The 18,558-nt window shown below is 68.6% G+C and carries 14 protein-coding genes; 9 read left to right on the top strand and 5 right to left on the bottom strand.

Annotation, left to right across the window (positions count from 1 at the left end; translation table 11 throughout):
* Positions 1-542: 542 nt before the first annotated feature.
* Positions 543-1,097, top strand: coding sequence for a GNAT family N-acetyltransferase (locus ACYVAN_RS19980; protein ID WP_460961858.1), 555 nt, complete (start codon positions 543-545; stop codon positions 1,095-1,097).
* 144 nt (positions 1,098-1,241) lie between these two features.
* On the opposite strand, the gene ACYVAN_RS19975 is transcribed toward ACYVAN_RS19980, so the two are convergent.
* Positions 1,242-1,874, bottom strand: a complete 633-nt coding sequence (locus ACYVAN_RS19975) for a TetR/AcrR family transcriptional regulator (protein ID WP_460961856.1) — start codon at positions 1,872-1,874, stop codon at positions 1,242-1,244.
* A 156-nt stretch (positions 1,875-2,030) separates the two neighbouring features.
* Between ACYVAN_RS19975 and ACYVAN_RS19970 the strand changes: the two genes are divergently transcribed.
* The 6 genes from ACYVAN_RS19970 to ACYVAN_RS19945 all read left to right on the top strand — a co-directional run bounded on the left by ACYVAN_RS19970 (position 2,031) and on the right by ACYVAN_RS19945 (position 10,277).
* Positions 2,031-3,140, top strand: coding sequence for an NADH:flavin oxidoreductase (locus tag ACYVAN_RS19970; protein ID WP_460961854.1), 1,110 nt, complete (start codon positions 2,031-2,033; stop codon positions 3,138-3,140).
* A 517-nt stretch (positions 3,141-3,657) separates the two neighbouring features.
* Positions 3,658-5,133 (top strand): dihydrolipoyl dehydrogenase, encoded by a 1,476-nt coding sequence (gene lpdA, locus ACYVAN_RS19965; protein ID WP_460961852.1) that lies wholly within the window; start codon positions 3,658-3,660, stop codon positions 5,131-5,133.
* A 122-nt stretch (positions 5,134-5,255) separates the two neighbouring features.
* Entirely contained in the window at positions 5,256-6,362 is a 1,107-nt protein-coding gene (gene pdhA, locus ACYVAN_RS19960) for a pyruvate dehydrogenase (acetyl-transferring) E1 component subunit alpha (protein ID WP_460961850.1), read from the top strand.
* A 151-nt stretch (positions 6,363-6,513) separates the two neighbouring features.
* The gene (locus tag ACYVAN_RS19955; RefSeq protein WP_460961848.1) at positions 6,514-7,509 is read left to right on the top strand and encodes an alpha-ketoacid dehydrogenase subunit beta; all 996 of its coding nucleotides are present in this window, start codon (positions 6,514-6,516) and stop codon (positions 7,507-7,509) included.
* Between the two features lie 30 nt (positions 7,510-7,539).
* Positions 7,540-8,880, top strand: coding sequence for a pyruvate dehydrogenase complex dihydrolipoamide acetyltransferase (locus tag ACYVAN_RS19950; protein WP_460961846.1), 1,341 nt, complete (start codon positions 7,540-7,542; stop codon positions 8,878-8,880).
* 242 nt (positions 8,881-9,122) lie between these two features.
* The gene (locus ACYVAN_RS19945) at positions 9,123-10,277 is read left to right on the top strand and encodes an alkaline phosphatase PhoX (RefSeq protein WP_460961844.1); all 1,155 of its coding nucleotides are present in this window, start codon (positions 9,123-9,125) and stop codon (positions 10,275-10,277) included.
* 4 nt (positions 10,278-10,281) lie between these two features.
* Here ACYVAN_RS19945 and ACYVAN_RS19940 read toward each other — a convergent pair whose 3' ends face one another.
* Together ACYVAN_RS19940 and ACYVAN_RS19935 are read right to left on the bottom strand one after the other, a co-directional pair.
* Positions 10,282-11,130, bottom strand: a complete 849-nt coding sequence (locus ACYVAN_RS19940; protein ID WP_460961842.1) for a hypothetical protein — start codon at positions 11,128-11,130, stop codon at positions 10,282-10,284.
* Positions 11,131-11,500: 370 nt separating this feature from the next.
* Complete coding sequence (locus tag ACYVAN_RS19935) at positions 11,501-12,433, bottom strand: YihY/virulence factor BrkB family protein (protein WP_460961840.1); 933 nt, start codon at positions 12,431-12,433, stop codon at positions 11,501-11,503.
* Between the two features lie 302 nt (positions 12,434-12,735).
* On the opposite strand from ACYVAN_RS19935, the gene ACYVAN_RS19930 reads away from it, so the two are divergent.
* Entirely contained in the window at positions 12,736-13,488 is a 753-nt protein-coding gene (locus tag ACYVAN_RS19930) for an EI24 domain-containing protein (protein WP_460961838.1), read from the top strand.
* Positions 13,489-13,527: 39 nt separating this feature from the next.
* Positions 13,528-14,850: a M20 family metallopeptidase gene (locus tag ACYVAN_RS19925; protein WP_460961836.1), complete on the top strand. Its 1,323-nt coding sequence runs from the start codon at positions 13,528-13,530 to the stop codon at positions 14,848-14,850.
* Positions 14,851-14,916: 66 nt separating this feature from the next.
* Here the strand turns inward: ACYVAN_RS19925 and ACYVAN_RS19920 are convergent, their stop codons facing one another.
* Positions 14,917-16,878, bottom strand: coding sequence for an ABC transporter permease/substrate-binding protein (locus tag ACYVAN_RS19920; RefSeq protein WP_460961834.1), 1,962 nt, complete (start codon positions 16,876-16,878; stop codon positions 14,917-14,919).
* Positions 16,871-18,412 (bottom strand): sugar ABC transporter ATP-binding protein, encoded by a 1,542-nt coding sequence (locus ACYVAN_RS19915; RefSeq protein WP_460961832.1) that lies wholly within the window; start codon positions 18,410-18,412, stop codon positions 16,871-16,873. The genes ACYVAN_RS19920 and ACYVAN_RS19915 overlap by 8 nt, the downstream gene beginning before the upstream one ends.
* Positions 18,413-18,558 lie beyond the last annotated feature (146 nt).

Genomic DNA, 18,558 nt, shown 5'->3' with positions numbered 1-18,558 from the left:
AAGGAAATCGCGAACAATATCGCGAAAAGAGCCGACCAGGACGCCTTTTTGTCTCGATTTATCAATCCGGATCCCTTGAATTAATCGGCCGACCGGGAAAAACCTAAAATTCAAGGGCGCCGCCCAATATGCCACCCGGCAAGGGATCCGATGCCGAGGCCGAGTCCGACCCCTGCGCCAATAGCTCCCCTGGAGCAGCCCCTTCGGCACACCCGATCACTGTGGTGACTGTGCACCCGATCGCGGCGCACCCCATCGCGGCGCCAACGCCTGCGCCGGCACCGACCCGGTCGAAGACGCACCCGGCATCGCTTTTGAAGCCACCCCACGAGTACCCTTGTTTCAAGCAGGTTCTTTGTGCTGCGGTCCCGGCCTCGTTCGGTGCTGCCATTCTTCATGGCCACGATAATTGCGGTATCGCGTCCGCTCGGGCGTGCACTGCTATACTGTTCCGTCGGGCACGCGTTCGTGTGAGCCCGCGATAATGCTGCGGTCGGGGCGGGACATGTCTTTCTCCGGGAAAATGGAATCCGAAGGTGGTCATGGAGAAAACGAATCATGCGGGCGAGGCCGTGGCGCTGGATGGTTTCGGCCACGTTCATACCGAGAGGCTCTGCCTGCGGAACCCGATAGCGAGCGATCTCGCGGCCATGCACGAGATCCACTCGGATCCCGAAACCAATCGGTACAACCCGTTCGGGCCGCTGGAGGAAGCGGGCGAATCAGCTGAACTCCTGTGGTCCTGGATGCAGGACTGGGAGTGCCAAGAGATCGGGTACTGGGTGGTGCGGGCGGCGTGTGACGATGCGGTGCTGGGTTTCGGCGGCGTGCGCTGCGACGATTTGAAGAGCGAACCGGTATTGAATCTGTACTATCGCTTTTCTCCGCGCGGCTGGGGCCAGGGGTTTGCTTCGGAAGTCGCGAGAGCGGCAGTGCGGCTGGGGCGGGAATACGATCCCGAACGGCTGATCATCGCTGTTATTCGGGAGGTCAACGAGCCGTCCAGGAAGGTGGCGGAACGCATCGGCATGATCCGATTCGATGAAATCGAGGAGGACGGGTTGGTGCGTCAGGTTTACCGCATGCCGCCCGTGTGACCGTTCGTTCTCTCCGGCGGGCTCCGGTTCGCTCGCGGTGAAGATCGCGGCGTGGGTGGCCGGCCGCGCTTTCGTGGTTTTGCGAACGGCGGCCAGGTGCGACTCGGCCGCGAGAACCGCCGGAAGCGGCGAAACCGTCTTCGGTCAGGCTCCGCTCGCGGCCCCGTCCCCGGGCAGGGGCTCGTCGTGGCAGGCGCGCAGCCCGTCGAGCGAGATCCGCAGGTGTCGGCGCCACAGCTCCGGGTTCGTCGATGCGGTGAACTGGATGGTCCGGCCCAGCGAAGCCAGTAGCAGCGCGATGTCCTCGCTGCCGACTCCCGCACGGAGCACCCCCGCCGCGTGGCATCGGGCGAGGAGCTCCTCGACGACCGGGTGCAGTTCCCGGCGGCACTCGGTCACGGTTTCGGTGTCCCTGGAGTCCGCGAAGCACTCCAGCAGCGCCCTCCGGCACGCCTTCTGGGCGAGGGCGCCCTCCATGAACGCCGTCAACGCCTCCCAGGGGTCGTCGTGCTCGGCGGCGCACCTGCGGGCGTTGTCGATCCACGCGTCGAAGTCCTCGCCCAGGATCGTGTCGAGCAGCTCGTCCTTCGTGGGGAAGTGGCGGTAGAGGGTTCCCATTCCCACGCCCGCGCAACGTGCGATCTCGCGGACGTCGACCTCGTGGCCGTGTTCCGCGAACGCGACCATCGCGGCCCGGATGATCGCGGCGCGGTTGCGGGCCGCGTCCGCCCGCATCGGCCGCTGTCCGGTTGCTCCCCGGGGTGCTGAATGTCCCACGAGAAGCACGGTACCGGGCACCAACCGGAGCAGCCGCTCCGGTTGGTAGTTTGAACCGGAGCACGCGCTCCGGATCTCGTCGGCAAGCGTCCCAGCCGACACGGCCCGGAGCACGCCCGGTCAGCTCCGAAGAACCAGCAGCACGAGGAGAACCCGATGCCCGAGAGCACCGACCAGACCCTGTTCAGCCCGTTCACCGTTGGTGATCTCACGGTTCCGAACCGGATCGCGATGGCGCCGATGACCCGGGAATTCTCGCCCGGCGGCGTGCCCGACGCCGACGTGGTCGAGTACTACGCCCGCCGCGCCGCCGCCGACGTCGGCTTGATCATCACCGAGGGCACCTACGTCGAGCATCCCGCGGCGGGCACCAGCGATCGCGTACCGCGCTTCTACGGCGAGGAAGCCCACGCCGGGTGGTCGGAGGTCGTCGAAGCGGTGCACGGCCAGGGCGGGAAGATCATTCCGCAGCTCTGGCACGTGGGGGTCCACCGCGTGCCCGGAGCCCCGCCATTCACCGACAGCCCGGTCCACAGCCCCTCCGGCGTGTGGTCCGACGGTGCCGAGATCGGCGACGCCATGAGCCTGCGGGACATCGAGGAAACGATCGACGCGTTCGCCAAGGGAGCGGCGTCCGCCGAACGACTCGGTTTCGACGGCATCGAGCTGCACGGCGCGCACGGCTACCTCGTCGATCAGTTCCTGTGGGGCCGGACCAACCACCGCGAGGACCGCTACGGCGGAGACCCGATCTCGCGCGTGCGCTTTGCCGCCGACATCGCCGCCGCCTGCCGCGACGCGGTCTCATCCTCCTTCCCGATCTTCTTCCGCACCTCCCAGTGGAAGATGGGCGACTACCAGGCACGCCTGGCCGACACGCCCGATGAGCTGGAGCGGCTGCTGGCCCCGCTGGTCGAAGCGGGCGTCGACGTCTTCCACGGTTCCACGCGGCGCTACTGGACACCGGAGTTCGAGGGGTCGGAGCTCAACCTCTCCGGCTGGATCAAGAAGCTGACCGGGCTGCCCACGGTGACGGTTGGATCGGTCGGGCTCAACAGCGCGTTCACCTCGCGTGCTTCCTGGGAGGGCGAAGCCGGGGTCAGCGATCTCGACGAGTTGCACGCGAGGTTGGACCGGGGCGAGTTCGACCTCGTCGCGGTCGGTCGTGCGCTGCTGGGCGACCCGGCGTGGGCGTCGAAGGTCCGTGCGCAGCGGACCGAGGACATCGCTCCGTTCGCGAAGGACACGCTCGGAACCCTGCACTGATCCGAACCCTGCACTGGGCCGCACTAGGGGGCGGCGGCCGAGCAACGACTCGGTCGCCGCCCCCGCCGTGCCCCTGGACGACTCGTCCGGAACGAAGTTCGGGGCGATCCGGCCCGAACACCGACAGCGACCGAGCCCGGCTGCCCCCGCACGACGCCGTCACCCGGGTGTCGGATTCCGGAGCCACCGCTGGACGGACGCGCGTGGCCGCTCCGTCCGGTTCGGAGATTGTGCACCGGGCCCACCGTTCCGGAGCGTTTTCCGGCGCAGTGGGCCCGAGAACCCGGGGGAACAGCGTGCTGACCGGGAAAACGCGAAACCACACCGTGTTGCTACCGACTCGTAACGTGCTCACGAGTTCTGGACTGTGCGGGTTGCACATTCGCGCGATCGCAAGTCTGGGCGTTGAAGCATGGCGTCGAAGTGGGCGCGGTCACGACACTCTGAGTCAGGTTACGTCCGGGAAAAACCGCGGCGAATCGATGACGGCGCGTGCGGCACAAAGGAGCACACCGAGGTGCAGGAATTCGACCTTCTCGTCGTGGGCGGTGGCCCGGGCGGTTACGTGGCAGCGATCCGAGCCGCGCAGCGCGGCCTGTCGGTTGCCGTGGTGGAAAAGGAAAAGGCCGGTGGCGTCTGCCTCAACTGGGGATGCATCCCCACCAAGGCGATGCTGCGCTCGGCGGAGGTCTACGAGACGGTCCTGCACGCCGCCGACTTCGGTGTTCGCGCCGAGAACGTCTCCCTCGACTACGACGCCGTGACCCGCCGCAAGGACGGCGTCGTCAAGGGCCTCACCGACGGGGTGGCCAGCCTGCTCAAGGCCAACGGCGTCACCATCATCGACGGCCACGCCCGGTTCACCGGACCGACCGCCGTGGACGTGTACGCGGTGGGTGAGTCCCAGCTCGGCGCGGGCGGACCTCGTTACGCGGCCGACCCGGCGGGCAACGAGCCGATCGAGCAGGTTCGCGCGACCGACGTCATCATCGCCACCGGTTCGACCCCCGTGCAGCTGCCGCTGCCCGGTGCGGATCTGCCCGGCGTCATCACCTCCGACGGGGCGTTCGGTCTCACCGAGGTGCCCAACCGGATCGCCGTCATCGGCGGCAGCGCGGTCGGAGCCGAGTGGGCGAGCCTGTTCCAGACCCTCGGTAGCGAGGTCACCATCGTCGAGATGATGCCCAGCCTCGTCCCCGCCGAGGACGCGGAGGTCGGCAAGGCACTCGGCAAGTCGTTCTCGAAGCGTGGCATGACGGTGCTCACCGGCTCCACCGTCGAGAAGATCGAACGCACCGGTCGCGGCAAGAACGCCGCGCTGCGGGTCTCCGTCGACGGCGCCAAGACGGACGGCGTCGACGTGGACGTGGTGCTGGTCGGTGTCGGCCGCAAACCCAACACCGCCTCCCTCGACCTCGACCGGACCGGAGTCGAACTCGACGGCCGCGGCTTCGTCCAGGTCGACGACCGGCTGCGCACCAGCGTCGAACACGTCTACGCGATCGGCGACGTCACCGGCGAGGTGCTGCTCGCGCACGTGGCCTCGCACCAGGGCGTCACCGCCGCCGAAGTGATCGCGGGCAGCGACCACGCGCGAATGGACTACACCGCCGTCCCCGCCGCGACGTTCACCCACCCGGAGGTCGCCAGCGTCGGACTCACCGAAGCGCAGGCGGTCGAAAAGGGCCACGAGGTGGTCACCTCGAAAATGCCGTTCGCGGCGCTCGGCCGGGCCAAGACCTACGGCGACACCGAAGGCTTCATGAAGGTCGTCGCGGGCGCCCAGTACGGCGAGGTGCTCGGCGTGCACATCATCGGGCCGTCGGCCAGTGACCTGATCCCCGAGGGAACGCTGGCCATGACGCTGGAGGCGACGCTCGACGAACTCGGCGAAACCATCCACGCCCACCCCACGCTCGGCGAGATCGGGATGGAGGCCGCGATGTCCGCACTCGGCCTGCCCATCCACACCCCGCCTCCGAAGAAGCGCTGAAGACCGCGTGAGAGGTCCTCCCAGCAGCTCCGCACTGCTGGGAGGACAACGCAAGACCCCGACACCGCCACCTGTCGACCGGACACCCCGGCAACGAGCGCGCCGACTGTAAGGAATCCGAGATGGCACAGACCGCCACCCGCAGCAAACCGGCCTCCCGCGCGAAAAGCCGCAACACCAGCACCTCGGTTCGCAAGGCGGACGCGGCCACCGGTCCGTTCGCGGGCGAATCCCCGGAACTGCTGCGCGACTACTTCCAGCGCATGACGCTGATCCGGCGCTTCGAGGAACGGGCCGCGCAGGGCTACACCCAGGCGAAGATCGGTGGCTACTGCCATCTCAACCTCGGCGAGGAAGCGACCATCGTCGGGCTGATGTCGGCACTGCGCAAGACCGACTACCTGTTCACCAACTACCGCGAACACGGTTACGCCATCGCCAAGGGCATCGAGCCGGGGCGCGTCATGGCCGAGCTCTACGGCCGCACCACCGGCACCTCCAAGGGCTGGGGCGGTTCGATGCACATGTTCGACGTCGAGGCGGGCCTGCTCGGCGGGTACGGCATCGTCGGTGGACAGATCCCGTTGGCCACCGGTGCCGCGATGGCCATCGACTACCGGGGCGGCGACGAGGTCGTCGTCTGCCAGATGGGCGACGGCACCACGAACATCGGTGCGTTCCATGAGGCGATGAACATCGCCGCGCTGTGGAACCTCCCGGTCATCTTCGTCGTCATCAACAACTACCTCGGCATGGGCACCACCGTCGAGAAGTCCTCGGCGGAGTCCGACCTGTACAAGCGGGCGGCCGCATACCGGATGCACGGCGAGCGGGTCGACGGCAACGACGTCGTCGCGGTACGCGACGCGGCCACCAGGCTCGTCGACCAGGCCCGCGAGACGGGTCGTCCCGCGATGATCGAGGCCGTCAGCCACCGGCTCAAGGGCCACTCGGTCGTCGACCCGGGCAAGTACCGCAGCGAGGACTCCGTCGAGGCGGCGCGCGAGGCGGACCCGGTCGTGAACTTCCGCGCCCGGTTGATCGAAGCGGGCGTGCTCGACGAGGACGGCGCCGCCGAGATCGAGCGCCAGTCCCAGGCCGACGCCGACGCGGCCGTCGCGTTCGCCGACGACAGCCCGCACCCGGACGTCGCCACGTTGTTCGACTACACCTACGCGACCCCCGTGGCCAACGATTCGCGCAGGCTCCCCGCCGACCCGGTGTTCTGAGCACGCCCGCGAGAACACTCGTTCGGCCGTGCGCGGAACTCTGCCGCCGGGCCGTTGCCGCGCACGATCACACCCCGCCACATAAGACCCGGGGTGCTGTGCCCTCCCCGAATGGGCACAGCACCCCGTCGGGACACCAGGAGAATCACCGTTGGCCGTCATCACCTATCGCCAGGCGTTGCACGACACGCTTCGCGAGGAAATGCACTCCGATGAGGACGTCTTCCTCATCGGCGAGGAAATCGGCGTTTTCGAAGGCTCGTACAAGATCACCGCGGGTCTGCTCGACGAGTTCGGGGAGAAGCGGGTCCGGGACACCCCGATCGCCGAGGAAGGTTTCGTCGGTGCCGCGGTCGGTGCCGCCATGCTGGGCCTGCGCCCGGTCGTGGAACTGATGACGATCAACTTCTCGCTGGTCGCGCTGGACCAGATCGTCAACCACGCGGCCAAGATCTACGGCATGTTCGGTGGCCAGTGCAGCGTGCCGATGGTCATGCGAACCCCCGGCGGTGGCGGCCAGCAGCTCGGCGCCACCCATTCGCAGAACATCGAGCTCTACTACGCGTTCGTGCCCGGGCTCAAGGTCGTCGCCCCGAGCACGCCCGCCGACGCCAAGGCACTGCTGCTGGCGTCCATCCGGGACAACGACCCGGTGCTGTTCCTGGAGAACCTCGCCCTCTACAACACCAAGGGCGAGGTGCCCGACGTCGTCGAGCCCGCCGAGATCGGCAAGGCCGCGGTGACCAAGCCGGGCAGCGACATCACGATCATCGGCTACTCGCGGATGGCCACGGTGGCCCTGCAGGTCGCCGAGAAGCTGGAAGCCGAGGAAGGCATTTCCGCCGAGGTGGTCGACCTCCGCAGCCTCCGGCCGCTGGACCGGGAATCCGTGGTGGCCTCGGTTCGCAAGACCGGGTGCGCGGTCATCGCCGAGGACGATTGGCTCACCTACGGAATCGGCGCCGAGATCGCCGCGTCCATTTCGGATGGTGCCTTCGACTACCTCGACGCTCCGGTGCGCCGGGTCGCGGCCGCCGAGGTTCCGCTGCCCTACGCCAAGCCGCTGGAAAAGGCCGCGCTGCCCTCCGCGGAGTCGCTCACCGCCGCGGTCCACCAGACCCTGGACGCGGTCGGCCAACGCCGCTGACCCGTTTTTCGAGCTTTCAGAGGAAGACCGATGACCGAGATTCACATGCCCCGGCTCTCCGACACGATGGAGGAGGGCGTCATCGCCGGCTGGCGCAAGCAGGTCGGCGACAAGATCACCCGCGGCGACGTGGTGGCCGAGATCGAGACCGACAAGGCCATCATGGAGCTGGAGGCCTACGACGACGGCGTGCTCGAAAAGGTCCTCATCGGAGAGGGCCAGACGGTACCGATCGGAACGCCCATCGCGCTGATGGGAGACGGCAGCGGTGCCACCGCGGAGGCGGCCGAATCCGCGACCTCCTCCGGCGGAGAACAGTCCGCGGCAGACACCGAGGCGGCAGGTTCCACGGCGGAGCCCGAGCAGTCCGCTCCGGCATCGAACGCACCCGCGAGCGGGGAGCCCACTCCTGCCACGGCAGTGACCGATGCGGGTTCGGACGGGACCAAGCCCAAGGCGTCGCCGCTGGCGAAGGCCATGGCCAAGGACCTCGGCGTAGACCTCGCCGAGGTGGCGGGAACCGGACCGGGCGGGCGGATCATCCGCGTCGACATCGAAGCCGCCGCCGAGCGGCAGACCTCCACGGATTCCAAGCCCGCCGCGAGTCAGGGCACCGCCGGGCAGGGCGCGGAGCCGGCGGCCACCGGCTCTTCATCGGCCCCTCAGGTCGCCGCGAGCGAGGACGTGGAGGAGATCCCGCTCAGCAACATCCGCAAGGTCACCGCCAAACGCCTCACCGAGAGCAAGCAGCAGGCGCCGCACTTCTACCTGACCAGCGCCATCGACGTGACCGACCTGGTCGCCTTCCGCGCCGACCTCAACCAACGCCTGCAGGCAGCGGGCGGTTCGAAGGTCAGCCTCAACGACCTGGTCGTCAAGGCGGTGGCCACCTCGCTGCGCGCCAACCCGGCGGTGAACGTCTCCTTCGGCGGCGACAAGTTGTTGCAACACAAGCGGATCCACCTCGGTGTGGCGGTCGCCATCGATTCCGGTCTGGTGGTTCCGGTGATCGACGACGTCGACCGCAAGAGCGTCTCGGAGATCGCCGCCGAGGGGCGGGAGAAGGCCGAGCGGGCCCGCGACGGCAAGCTCAAGGTCGATGAGATGAGCGGCGGCACGTTCACGATCTCGAACCTCGGCATGTTCGGCATCGAGCAGTTCTCGGCGGTCATCAACCCGCCGGAGGCCGCGATCCTCGCCGTTGGTGGGGCCAAGGACGAGGTCCAGGTGCGTGACGGCGAGTTCGTGGCCCGCAAGATCCTGCGCGTCACGTTGTCGGCCGACCACCGCGCGATCGACGGAGCGGTGGGGGCTGCGTTCCTGCAGCAGCTCAGCGGACTGCTCGAGGATCCGATCCGCATCATCGCCTGACCTTCCCCTGGGGCTGGCCCCTTCCGCGACGAGTACTGCTCTCGCGGGAGGGGCCTTTTTTCCGCGCGGCTCATCCGGTGGAGGTCACCTCCCGGCAAGCCGAAATTCACCGCCACCGGCCGGAATTAACCACAGTCGGGCAGATTCGGCCCGCTTTCGCCTTCTACGTTCGACGCGTCCCCTTGATCGGGTTTCCCAGGCCGCGACCAGCGGGACGCCGAGCCGTCGTAGAAGGAGCAATCGTGGACCGTCGTCATTTCCTGCGCGCCGCCGTTCTCGGCGCGGGCACGTCCGTCGCGTTCGGATTCAGCGTCACCAAACAAGCCATCGCCGACCCGGCCCGGACGGGCACCAGCCCCTACGGTCGGCTGCTCCCGGCGGACGCCAACGGGATCATGCTCCCCGACGGGTTCACCAGCCGCGTGCTCGCCCATTCGAACCAGGTCGTCGAGGGCACCGGTCACATTTGGCACGGTGCGCCCGACGGCGGTGCCTGCTTCGCCGACGGCAACGGGTGGATCTACGTGTCCAACGCGGAGCTTTCCGCCGGTTCCGGCGGCGTCAGCGCCCTGAAGTTCGACGGCGGCGCCCGCATCATCGACGCGTACCCGGTCCTGTCGGGCACCAGCACGAATTGCTCCGGTGGTGCGACCCCGTGGAACACGTGGTTGTCCTGTGAGGAAACCGACCGGGGGTACGTCTACGAAACGGACCCGTGGGGCGGGAAGGAAGCGGTCCGGCACTCCGCGATGGGGCGCTTCAAGCACGAAGCCGCCGCTGCCGATCCCGACCGCGAGGTCATCTATCTGACCGAGGACGAGAGCGACGGTTGCTTCTACCGATTCGTGCCCACCACCTGGGGCGACGTGTCGGCGGGTATCCTGCAGGTGCTGGCCGAGGCCGGCGGTGCCCTGTCGTGGGTCGACGTCCCCGACCCGGACGGCAGCCCGACCCGGACCCGCCACCAGGTCGCCGAGGCGAAGGTTTTCGACGGTGGCGAGGGAGCGTACTACCGCAGCGGGACCTGCTTCTTCACCACCAAGGGCGACAACCGGGTGTGGGCCTACGACGCTGCCGGAAACACCCTGGCGATCGCCTACGACGACGACCTCACCGAGGACCCGCCGTTGACCGGGGTGGACAACATCACCGGATCCACCGCCGGGGATCTCTACGTCGCCGAGGACGGCGGGAACATGGAGATCTGTGTGATCACACCCGATGACGTCGTCGCACCGTTCCTGCGCGTGGAGGGCCAGTCCGAATCCGAGTTGTGCGGTGTCGCGTTCAACCCGGCCGGGGACCGGCTCTACTTCTCATCGCAACGTGGTCCGGCCGGGGTGAGCGCCGACGGCATCACCTACGAGGTCACCGGACCCTTCCGCGGCGCCAGCTGAGAACTCACCGCGCGGGTGCGGCGGTGTCCCGGTGGTAGGCGTCGAGCAGCTCGGGGCCGTAGGCGAGCAACAGCTGCAACGCGCTCACGGGAGCCGACAACGGATCCGGCAACGCGAGGTCGTGCGCGACGTGGGCACCGCGGTAGGTGGGCACCGGCGTGGTGACATCGGTGAACCAGCGCAGGAAGTCCGCGGGCACGAGCGGAACTCCGGTCGCACCGGCCAGTTGCTCGTCGAGGGCGTACAGCGCCTCCTGCGGGTTGCGCAACATCCACCGGTACATCTCCGAGAACTCGTACATGTTGCGATCGATCCGGCTGGGTCGTGCGCCGGCGGCCTCGGCGAGCCGCACTCCGTGCTCGGTGGCGGCCTGCTCGGCGTTGCCCCACGCCGGATCGTGCGTTGCCCGGTCGGCGAGTTCACCGCGCTGGAGCCGCACCAGGTAGTCGGCCCACAACTCCGACCCCGGATTGCCGAAACCGTCCTCGGAAAGCCCGAGCGCGATCGCGACACCGCGCTCGATGCCTTCGAGAATTCCGGCGTCCACGTGGGACACCCAGCTGCCCGGGGCCCCGAAACCGTTCTCGTCGAAGAACCGGATGATGCCCTCGATGTTGTGCCAGTGACGGAATCCGGGGATGTATTCCTCGGCAACCCGGTCCTGGACCGCTCGGATGAACACCAACCGCTCGCTCAGCGGCAACGTATCCAGTTCGGCGGCGGTGCAATCCAGCGTGGCCGCGCACGACCTGCCGGAGCGTTCGGGTTCCGTCGCCAGCACTCGGCCGTGCAGGGTCACGGTCAGCACCGGAACCAGTAGGAACAACAACGATCTGCGCGCAACACCCGACACCGGACTCCTCCTCGATCGCGACGCTCGAGGTTGGCAGTCAAGCATCGGTTGATCAATGCGCCGGAACGCGGTCGGGCGTGCCGCGGGCGCTTCACCACATCGGTGGCTGAAATCAGAAATTAACGGGAAAGGTGGGAATCTTAGGGAAACGGACACGACTGCCGCGCAGCGCTCTCGTTGTCGGCCCGGTGTGATAACCACTGTGGGAGTGCGGCTGCCCGTCTGGGGGTCGGGCGGCCGCACCTCCGGGAAGTGTTTCGGGAGTGGCCCGGGGTGTTTCGGGAGTGGCCGGGGTGTTTCGGGAGTGGTTTGTGCGGTCGGCACCCGCGTCCCGCACAGAAGGCGGCTGACGCCGCTTGTGAAACAGATCCTAGGTGCAGGTGTCGGAACAGTTGGCCCGGCGCGCCTCGGCAGTGGCGCGGTTCGGGCGGAGCTCGTCCAGCCCCGAGTTGACCGTGGCCCCGAGCAGGACGGCGAACGCCGTGACGTAGAGCCACCACAGCACGGCCATCGGCGCGGTCAACGCGCCGTAGACGGGGGAGTGGTGAATCGTCACGTCGAGGTAGGCGCGAAGCAGCAGGCTGCCGGCGAGCCAGACCAGCACGGCCAGTGCCGCACCCGGTACGTGCTCCCGCCACGGTGCCCGGAGCGGCACCGACAGCGAGTAGAGCGCGGTCAGGCAGCCGATCGAGCCCAGCACGATCACCGGCCAGTACAGCAGGTGCACAGCCAGCCCCGTCTTCGGGAAGAGTCCCGCGAGCACCGATGGGCCGATGGCGAGCATCGGCAGGAGCACGATGCCGGTCACGAGCCCTGCGGTGTAGAGCAGGACCGACAGCAGCCGCTGCCGGACGAGCGGTCGCCGTCCCGCCAGCCCGTACACCACCGAGATCGTGTCGATGTAGACGTTCAGCGCGGTGGAACCCGACCACAGCGCCAGGGCGAAGCCGAAGGAGATCGCCCCCACCCGCCCGGAAGCGAGCACTTCGTCCAGGACGGGATCGAGAACGCCGTGGATGGCCCGCTCGGACAGCACGGCTGAACCGGCGTTGTCCAATGTGGAGCGCATCGCGGACAGCATGTCCGCTCCGACCAGCTCCGTCAGGTAGCCGATCGCACCGACCAGTCCCAGCAGCACCGGCGGCAGCGAGGTCAGCGTGAAGAACGCGGCTTCACCGGCCAACCCGAGGATCCGGTGTCGTGCGCAGGAACCGACCGTGCTCCGGGTCAACGTCCACCCGTCCCGCAGGAGACCCGGTGCTCCGGCGGCACCGTGGATGCGCTCCGTGAACGTCTTGGTCATCGACACACGCCCCCCGATGGTTGGTACTGCAGCAGGCAGTTGGGTGTACCAGGAGAACAAACGTCGCCTGCCGGGGACGCCGGGACCGGCGGAACGGTGCGGCTCGGACGACCGACCTCCGCGCGGCCTCCGTCACCGGATACGGTTCGGGCGGCAGCCGGTGGTCGCACGCCTTGCCGCCGTCGCACGACCAGCCGCCGTCGCACGACCAGCCGCCATCCTACGACCAGCATGGCCGGAACCGTTCGAAACCGGCGCATTCGCGGCGGCCTCGCCGGGCCGAGCGCCGATTGGAGTTTGAGATGACGACCTTCCTGGCCGGAACCCGCACGCTCGGTGCCGGATTCGGGATGCTGCTGCGCGCGCCGAAATTGTTGCTGCTCGGCGCGGTTCCCGCACTGATCAGCACGCTCGTGCTGCTGGCGGGATGGGGAGCACTGCTTTACTACAGCGGTGATCTGGTCATGGCGGTCACCCCCTTCGCCGGCGACTGGTCGGCGATGTGGCGGCAACTGCTGCGCATCATGGTCGGCGTGGTGCTGGTGGGGGCCGGTCTGCTGCTGGGGGCCGTGTCGTTCATCGCTCTGACTCTGCTCATCGGTGGTCCGTTCTACGAGCACATCGCGGAGCGGACCGAGGAGCGTCTCGGGCTGGACACCAGCGACGACGGTGCGGGGTGGGCGCGTTCGGCGGCGCGCGGGATCCGCGACTCGATCCAGCTCGTGCTTATCGTGGTGGTCGGCGCCCTCCTGCTGTTCGCGCTCGGGTTCGTACCGGTGCTCGGGCAGATCGCCGCGCCCGTGCTCGGCGTGCTGTTCGGCGCTTGGATGATCAGCCTGGAGATGGTCGGGGTGGTCTTCCAGCGGCGCGGGATGACCCTGGGCGAACGTCATCGCGCCCTGCGGCGGGACCGCGCGCGTGCGCTCGGTTTCGGTATACCGACCTACCTGCTATGCCTGGTGCCGGTGGCGCAACTGGTGGTGGTGCCGTCCGCGGTGGTGGGGGGCACGATCCTGGCCCACCGGGTGCTCGACCCGGCCGCGCGGACCGAATAGCACCGTGCCGAACCAATTCCGTGACTTACAGTGCTCGGTGTGACTTCGAACTCTGAGCCGGCAGTCCCGGATGACTCGTACCTGCGGGCGGTGTCGGAGCGAACTCGCCGCGCGGTGGCCGCTGCCGAGCCGGTCACCTCCGGCTTCGACGGCGCGGGTGCGGACATGGGGACTGCCGTCGAGGCGGCCCTGGAGCAGCACGCCGACGACCTGCTGTCGCTGAGCCGCAGCCTGCACGCGGAGCCGGAGGAGGGGTACGCCGAGCACCGTTCGGTGGCCAAGTTGGCCGAGCTGCTTCGACGGCGTGGTTTCGAACCGGACGTCGGTGTCGGCGGCCTCGACACGGCGGTCCGCGCCGATGCGGGCACGGGGAGTCCGCACGTCGCCGTGCTCGCGGAGTACGACGCACTGCCCGGCATCGGTCACGGGTGCGGGCACAACATCATCTGCGCCGCGGGGGTAGGCGGGTTTCTCGGTGCCGCCGAGGTGCTGTCCGAAGTCGGCGGCCGCGTGAGTCTGATCGGCACGCCTGCCGAGGAGGGCGGTGGCGGCAAGGAGCTCCTCGCCCGAGCGGGCGTGTTCGACGACGTCGACGCGGTCGTCATGCTGCACCCGTTCTCGCACGACATCGCCATCCACCCGTTTCTGGGGCGGCGACAGGTCGAGGTGGTCTTCCACGGCGTGGCCGCGCACGCCAGCGCGCAACCGTTCATGGGGCGCAACGCGCTCGACGCGGTCGTGGCCATGTACCAGGGCGTTTCGGCGTTGCGCCAGCACATGCCGTCGACGGATCGCGTGCACGGCATCATCACCGACGGCGGGCAACGGCCGAACGTGGTGCCCGAGCGCGCCGCCGCCCTGTTCTACCTCCGATCCCCGGAACCGGGTTCGCTCCGCGATCTGGCGCAGCGCGTCGAGGGGATCGCGGCCGGTGCCGCATCGATGACGGGTTGCGGCGTGGAACTGCGCTGGGGAGCGCAGCCCGACTACCTGCCCATCCGGCACAACGAGACGCTCGCGGCGCGCTGGGCCGGACACCAGGCCGGGCGCGGCCGCGAGTCGTTGCCGCGCGGAGTCGTCCCGGAATACCTCACCGGCTCGACCGACCTGGGCAACCTCAGCTACCGGATGCCCGCGATCCATCCGATGATCGGGTTGGGAGATGAAAGACTCTCCCTGCACACCGCCGAGTTCGCGGAGGCGGCCGGTGGTGCGGCCGGTGACCGCGCGGTGCTCGACGGGGCGATGGGGTTGGCGATGACGGCCGTGGACTACCTCGCCGATGCCGAGCTGCGCGGTGCCGCGCACGCGGAGTTCGACGCTTCGGGCGGAAAGCTGGACGTGGCCACCTTCTTCGAGTGATCTCCCCGCCGCGCGATGACCGGCGGGGGTGTCGATCTCTTCCGGCATCGACACCCCGGGCGCCGGTCAGTTCTCGCGGAGGAATTCCGCCACGTTCTCCTTCGTGACGACCTCGACCGGGATGCTCGTCGGCTTCCCCGGTCGGTCATCGCCTTCGCGTGCCGCCTGAACCGCCTGCTCGACGGCTGACTTGCCGAGCAGCCTGGGTTGCTGGGCGATGTCCGCGCTTTCGGTGCCTGCCTGCACGGCCGCCAGCCCTTCCGGTGTCCCGTCGAAACCGACGACCTTCACCGCGGAGCCCGCCTTGTCGCCGAGCGCCTTGATCGCACCCAGCGCCATCTCGTCGTTGGCGGCGAACACGCCTTCGACATCGGGATGGGCCTGCATGATGTTCTGCATCACGTTCAGGGCGGTGGTGCGGTCGAAGTCGGCGGGCTGCGAGGCCACGACCTCGACTTCCGGGTGCTTGCGGATCTCAGTGTCGAAACCCTTGCCCCGTTCGCGGGCGGCGGACGTGCCGGGCTGGCCTTCGAGGACCGCGATCGGCCCGGAGCCGACGAGTTCCGCGAGCTGCTGGGCCGCCAGCCGTCCGCCCGCGACGTTGTCCGAGGCGACGGTGGTGACGACTTCGCCTTCGCTGGGCGCGCGGTCGACGCCGATGAGCGGGATTCCGGCGGAGTTGGCGGCCTTGACCGAGGGCACCACCGCGTCCGAATCCACCGGGTTGACGATGATCGCGTCCGCGTTGCGGGCGATGGCGTTCTGCATCGAGTTTGCCTGCTGGGCCGCGTCCTCACCGGCGTCGGTGACGCGTAGCTCCACACCTCGCCTGGCGGCTTCTTGCTCGGCGCCCGCGCGGACGTCGACGAAGAACGGGTTGCTCAGGGTCGACAGGGACAGCGCGATGGTGAGGCTCCGGTCGTTGGCGGCTTGGCGCTGCCGCTCGTAGACGCCCCAGGCGCCGGCGATCAGCAGCAACACGGCCACCACCGAAATCCCCCTGCGCACGTTGGTGTTGCGGAGGAAACCGCCCTTGCGCCCGGAGCGGCGGCGTTGCCGAAGCGTGTCGAACAGCACCGCGGCCGCGATGACCGCACCGATCGCCACCTGCTGCCAGAAGGCGGACACGTCGAGCAGGTTCAGCCCGTTGCGCAGCACTGCCAGGATGAGCGCACCGACGAGGGTGCCCAGCGCGGAGCCGACGCCACCCGAGAGGCTGGCACCGCCGATCACCACGGCCGCGATCGCGTCCAGTTCGTAGCCGGTGCCCGCTTCGGGCTGAGCCGAGGCGAGTCGTGCGGTGAGCAGGATGCCCGCCATCGCGGCGAACAGTCCGGACATGGCGTAGATCAGCAGTCGTTGCCGGGTCACCTTGATGCCCGAGAGCCGTGCTGCTTCCGCGTTGCCACCGATCGCGTACATGGCCCGCCCGGGATAAGTGCGGCGCAGCACGAACGCGGTCAGCACGCCGATGACGAGCATCAGCAGCACCGGGTACGGGAGAAATCCGAACAGTTTTCCGGATCCCAGGTCGGCCAGCCAGCCTCCCACGGTGATCGGCCTGCCGTCGGCGATGACCAGGGCGAGTCCGCGCGCGATGCTCAGCATGGCCAAGGTCGCGATGAACGGCGGCACCCGGCCGAGCGTGATCAGCAGTCCGCTGAGCAGGCCGGCTGTCGCACCGGAGGCCAGCCCGATCGGGATCGCGATCCAGAGCGGCAGCCCGGCGGTGGCGATGGCCCAACCGGTCACGATTCCCGCGAGTCCCGCGACGCTGCCCACGGACAGGTCGATGCCGCCGCTGACGATCACGAAGGTCAGCCCGAAGGCCAGCAGTGCCACGACCGAGGCCTGGACGCCGACGTTGAGCAGGTTGTTGGCGGTGAGGAAGTCGGGTGAGCCGATCGCCAGCAGCAGCACCAGCACGATCAGACCGCCCAGCGGGCCGCCGCTGCGGCCCAGCGCGGCGGTCCAGCGCCTGCTCGTTCTCGATTCGGCCGCGTCCGGGCGGGCGGCGCTGTCAGGCATCGCTGTTTCCTCTTTCCGCATCGTCCTGGCCTGCGACCGCGAGCGACATGATCCGCTCCTGGGTCGCCTCGGCACCGTCCAGTTCGCCGCGCAACTGCCCGTCGGCCATGACCACCACGCGGTCGCTGAGGCCGAGGAGTTCGGGCAGGTCGCTGGAGACCACGAGCACGGCCGTTCCCGCGTCGGTGAGTTCGTTGATCAGTTCGTAGATCTCGGCGCGAGCGCCCACGTCGATGCCGCGGGTCGGCTCGTCGAGGATGAGGACGCCGGGCCGGGAGAGCAGCCACTTGCCGATGACGATCTTCTGCTGGTTGCCGCCGGAGAGCGTGGCGACCTGCTGGTCGAGATCGCGAACGCGGATGCGCAACTGCCGTACCGAGTCCTCGGCTCTGCTCCGCTGGTCGGCGAGGTCGACCATGCCTGCTCGGGTGCGGTCGGCGAGGGTGGCCAGGCCGAGGTTCTCCTCGACGGAGGCTGCCAGCACGAGTCCCTGACCGGCGCGGTCTTCGGGAACCAGCGCGAGACCGGCCGCGCGTGCGGCGGCGATGTCGCCGGGTGCGATGCGTCGTCCCGAGACGCGTACTTCGCCGCGGTCGTAGCGGTCGGCGCCGAAGATCGCCCGCACGAGCTCGGTGCGCCCGGCGCCGACAAGGCCGCCGATGCCCACGACCTCGCCGGCCCGCGCGGTGAGGTTGATGTCGTCGAGCACGCCGTCGAGGTGCAGACCGCGAACTTCGAGCCGGGTTTCGCCCGCCGTGGAGTCCCGAGCGGGATACTGCTGGTCGAGGCTGCGACCGACCATCAGGCGGACGAGTTCATCGGTGGCGGTCTCGGCCGGTACTTCCCCCGCCTTGGTGCCGTCGCGCAGGACGGTGACGCGATCGCCGATGGCGGCGACCTCGTCGAGCAGGTGGGAGATGAACACGACGCCGACACCTTGTGCGGTGAGTTCGCGGACCAGGCCGAACAGCTGGTCCACCTCGGTTCCGCTGAGCACGGCGGTGGGCTCGTCCATGATGAGGAACCGGGCGTCGAGGCTGAGCGCCTTGGTGATCTCGACGAGTTGGCGCTGGGCGACACCGAGGTCTCCGACGGTGGCGTCGATGTCGAGGTCCAGTCCGGTGCGCTCGACGAGTTCCCGCGCCTGTCCGCGCATCCGCTTGCGGTCGAGCACGCCGAACCGGCGGGGCGGACGTCCGAGGTGGATGTTCTCGGCGACGGTGAGTTGGGGGACGAGCGCGAGTTCCTGGTGGATCGTGGCGATGCCCGCGTGCTCGGCCTGTTCCGGGCTGCTCAATCGGGTGGGTGTGCCGTCGAGGCTGATCCTGCCGCTGTCCGGTTCGTGCACCCCGGCCATGATCTTGATCAGGGTGCTCTTGCCCGCGCCGTTCTCGCCGAGCAGCACGTGCACCTCGCCGCCGTGGAGGTCGAAGTCGACGGAGTCCAGGGCGCGCACGCCGGGGAAGGACTTGGTGATGTCGGTCAGCTGGAGATGCCCGGGTTCGCGGTGCTGTGGTGCGGAGTCGTCGGACACCCTGCCTGCCTTTCGGGTCACTCGTCGTTGAGCGGCTGTTGCAGAATCCGTGAAAACGGTTTCCGCAGCGGCACCCTGATGCAGCGTGCGTGATCTGTCAAGGCCTACTGGTGTCGTCCAGAAACCGCCGTGCACCAGACGCTTCT

The sequence above is a fragment of the Parasphingorhabdus pacifica genome (assembly GCF_054779195.1).
This window is presented reverse-complemented; position numbering and strand designations above follow the sequence as displayed.

Coding starts and splice junctions, on each gene's coding strand:
- pdhA (WP_460961850.1), top strand. CDS start 5,256: ATGGCACAGACCGCCACCCGCAGCAAACCGGCCTCCCGCGCGAAAAGC.
- ACYVAN_RS19980 (WP_460961858.1), top strand. CDS start 543: ATGGAGAAAACGAATCATGCGGGCGAGGCCGTGGCGCTGGATGGTTTC.
- ACYVAN_RS19950 (WP_460961846.1), top strand. CDS start 7,540: ATGACCGAGATTCACATGCCCCGGCTCTCCGACACGATGGAGGAGGGC.
- ACYVAN_RS19930 (WP_460961838.1), top strand. CDS start 12,736: ATGACGACCTTCCTGGCCGGAACCCGCACGCTCGGTGCCGGATTCGGG.
- ACYVAN_RS19970 (WP_460961854.1), top strand. CDS start 2,031: ATGCCCGAGAGCACCGACCAGACCCTGTTCAGCCCGTTCACCGTTGGT.
- ACYVAN_RS19935 (WP_460961840.1), bottom strand. CDS start 12,433: ATGACCAAGACGTTCACGGAGCGCATCCACGGTGCCGCCGGAGCACCG.
- ACYVAN_RS19920 (WP_460961834.1), bottom strand. CDS start 16,878: ATGCCTGACAGCGCCGCCCGCCCGGACGCGGCCGAATCGAGAACGAGC.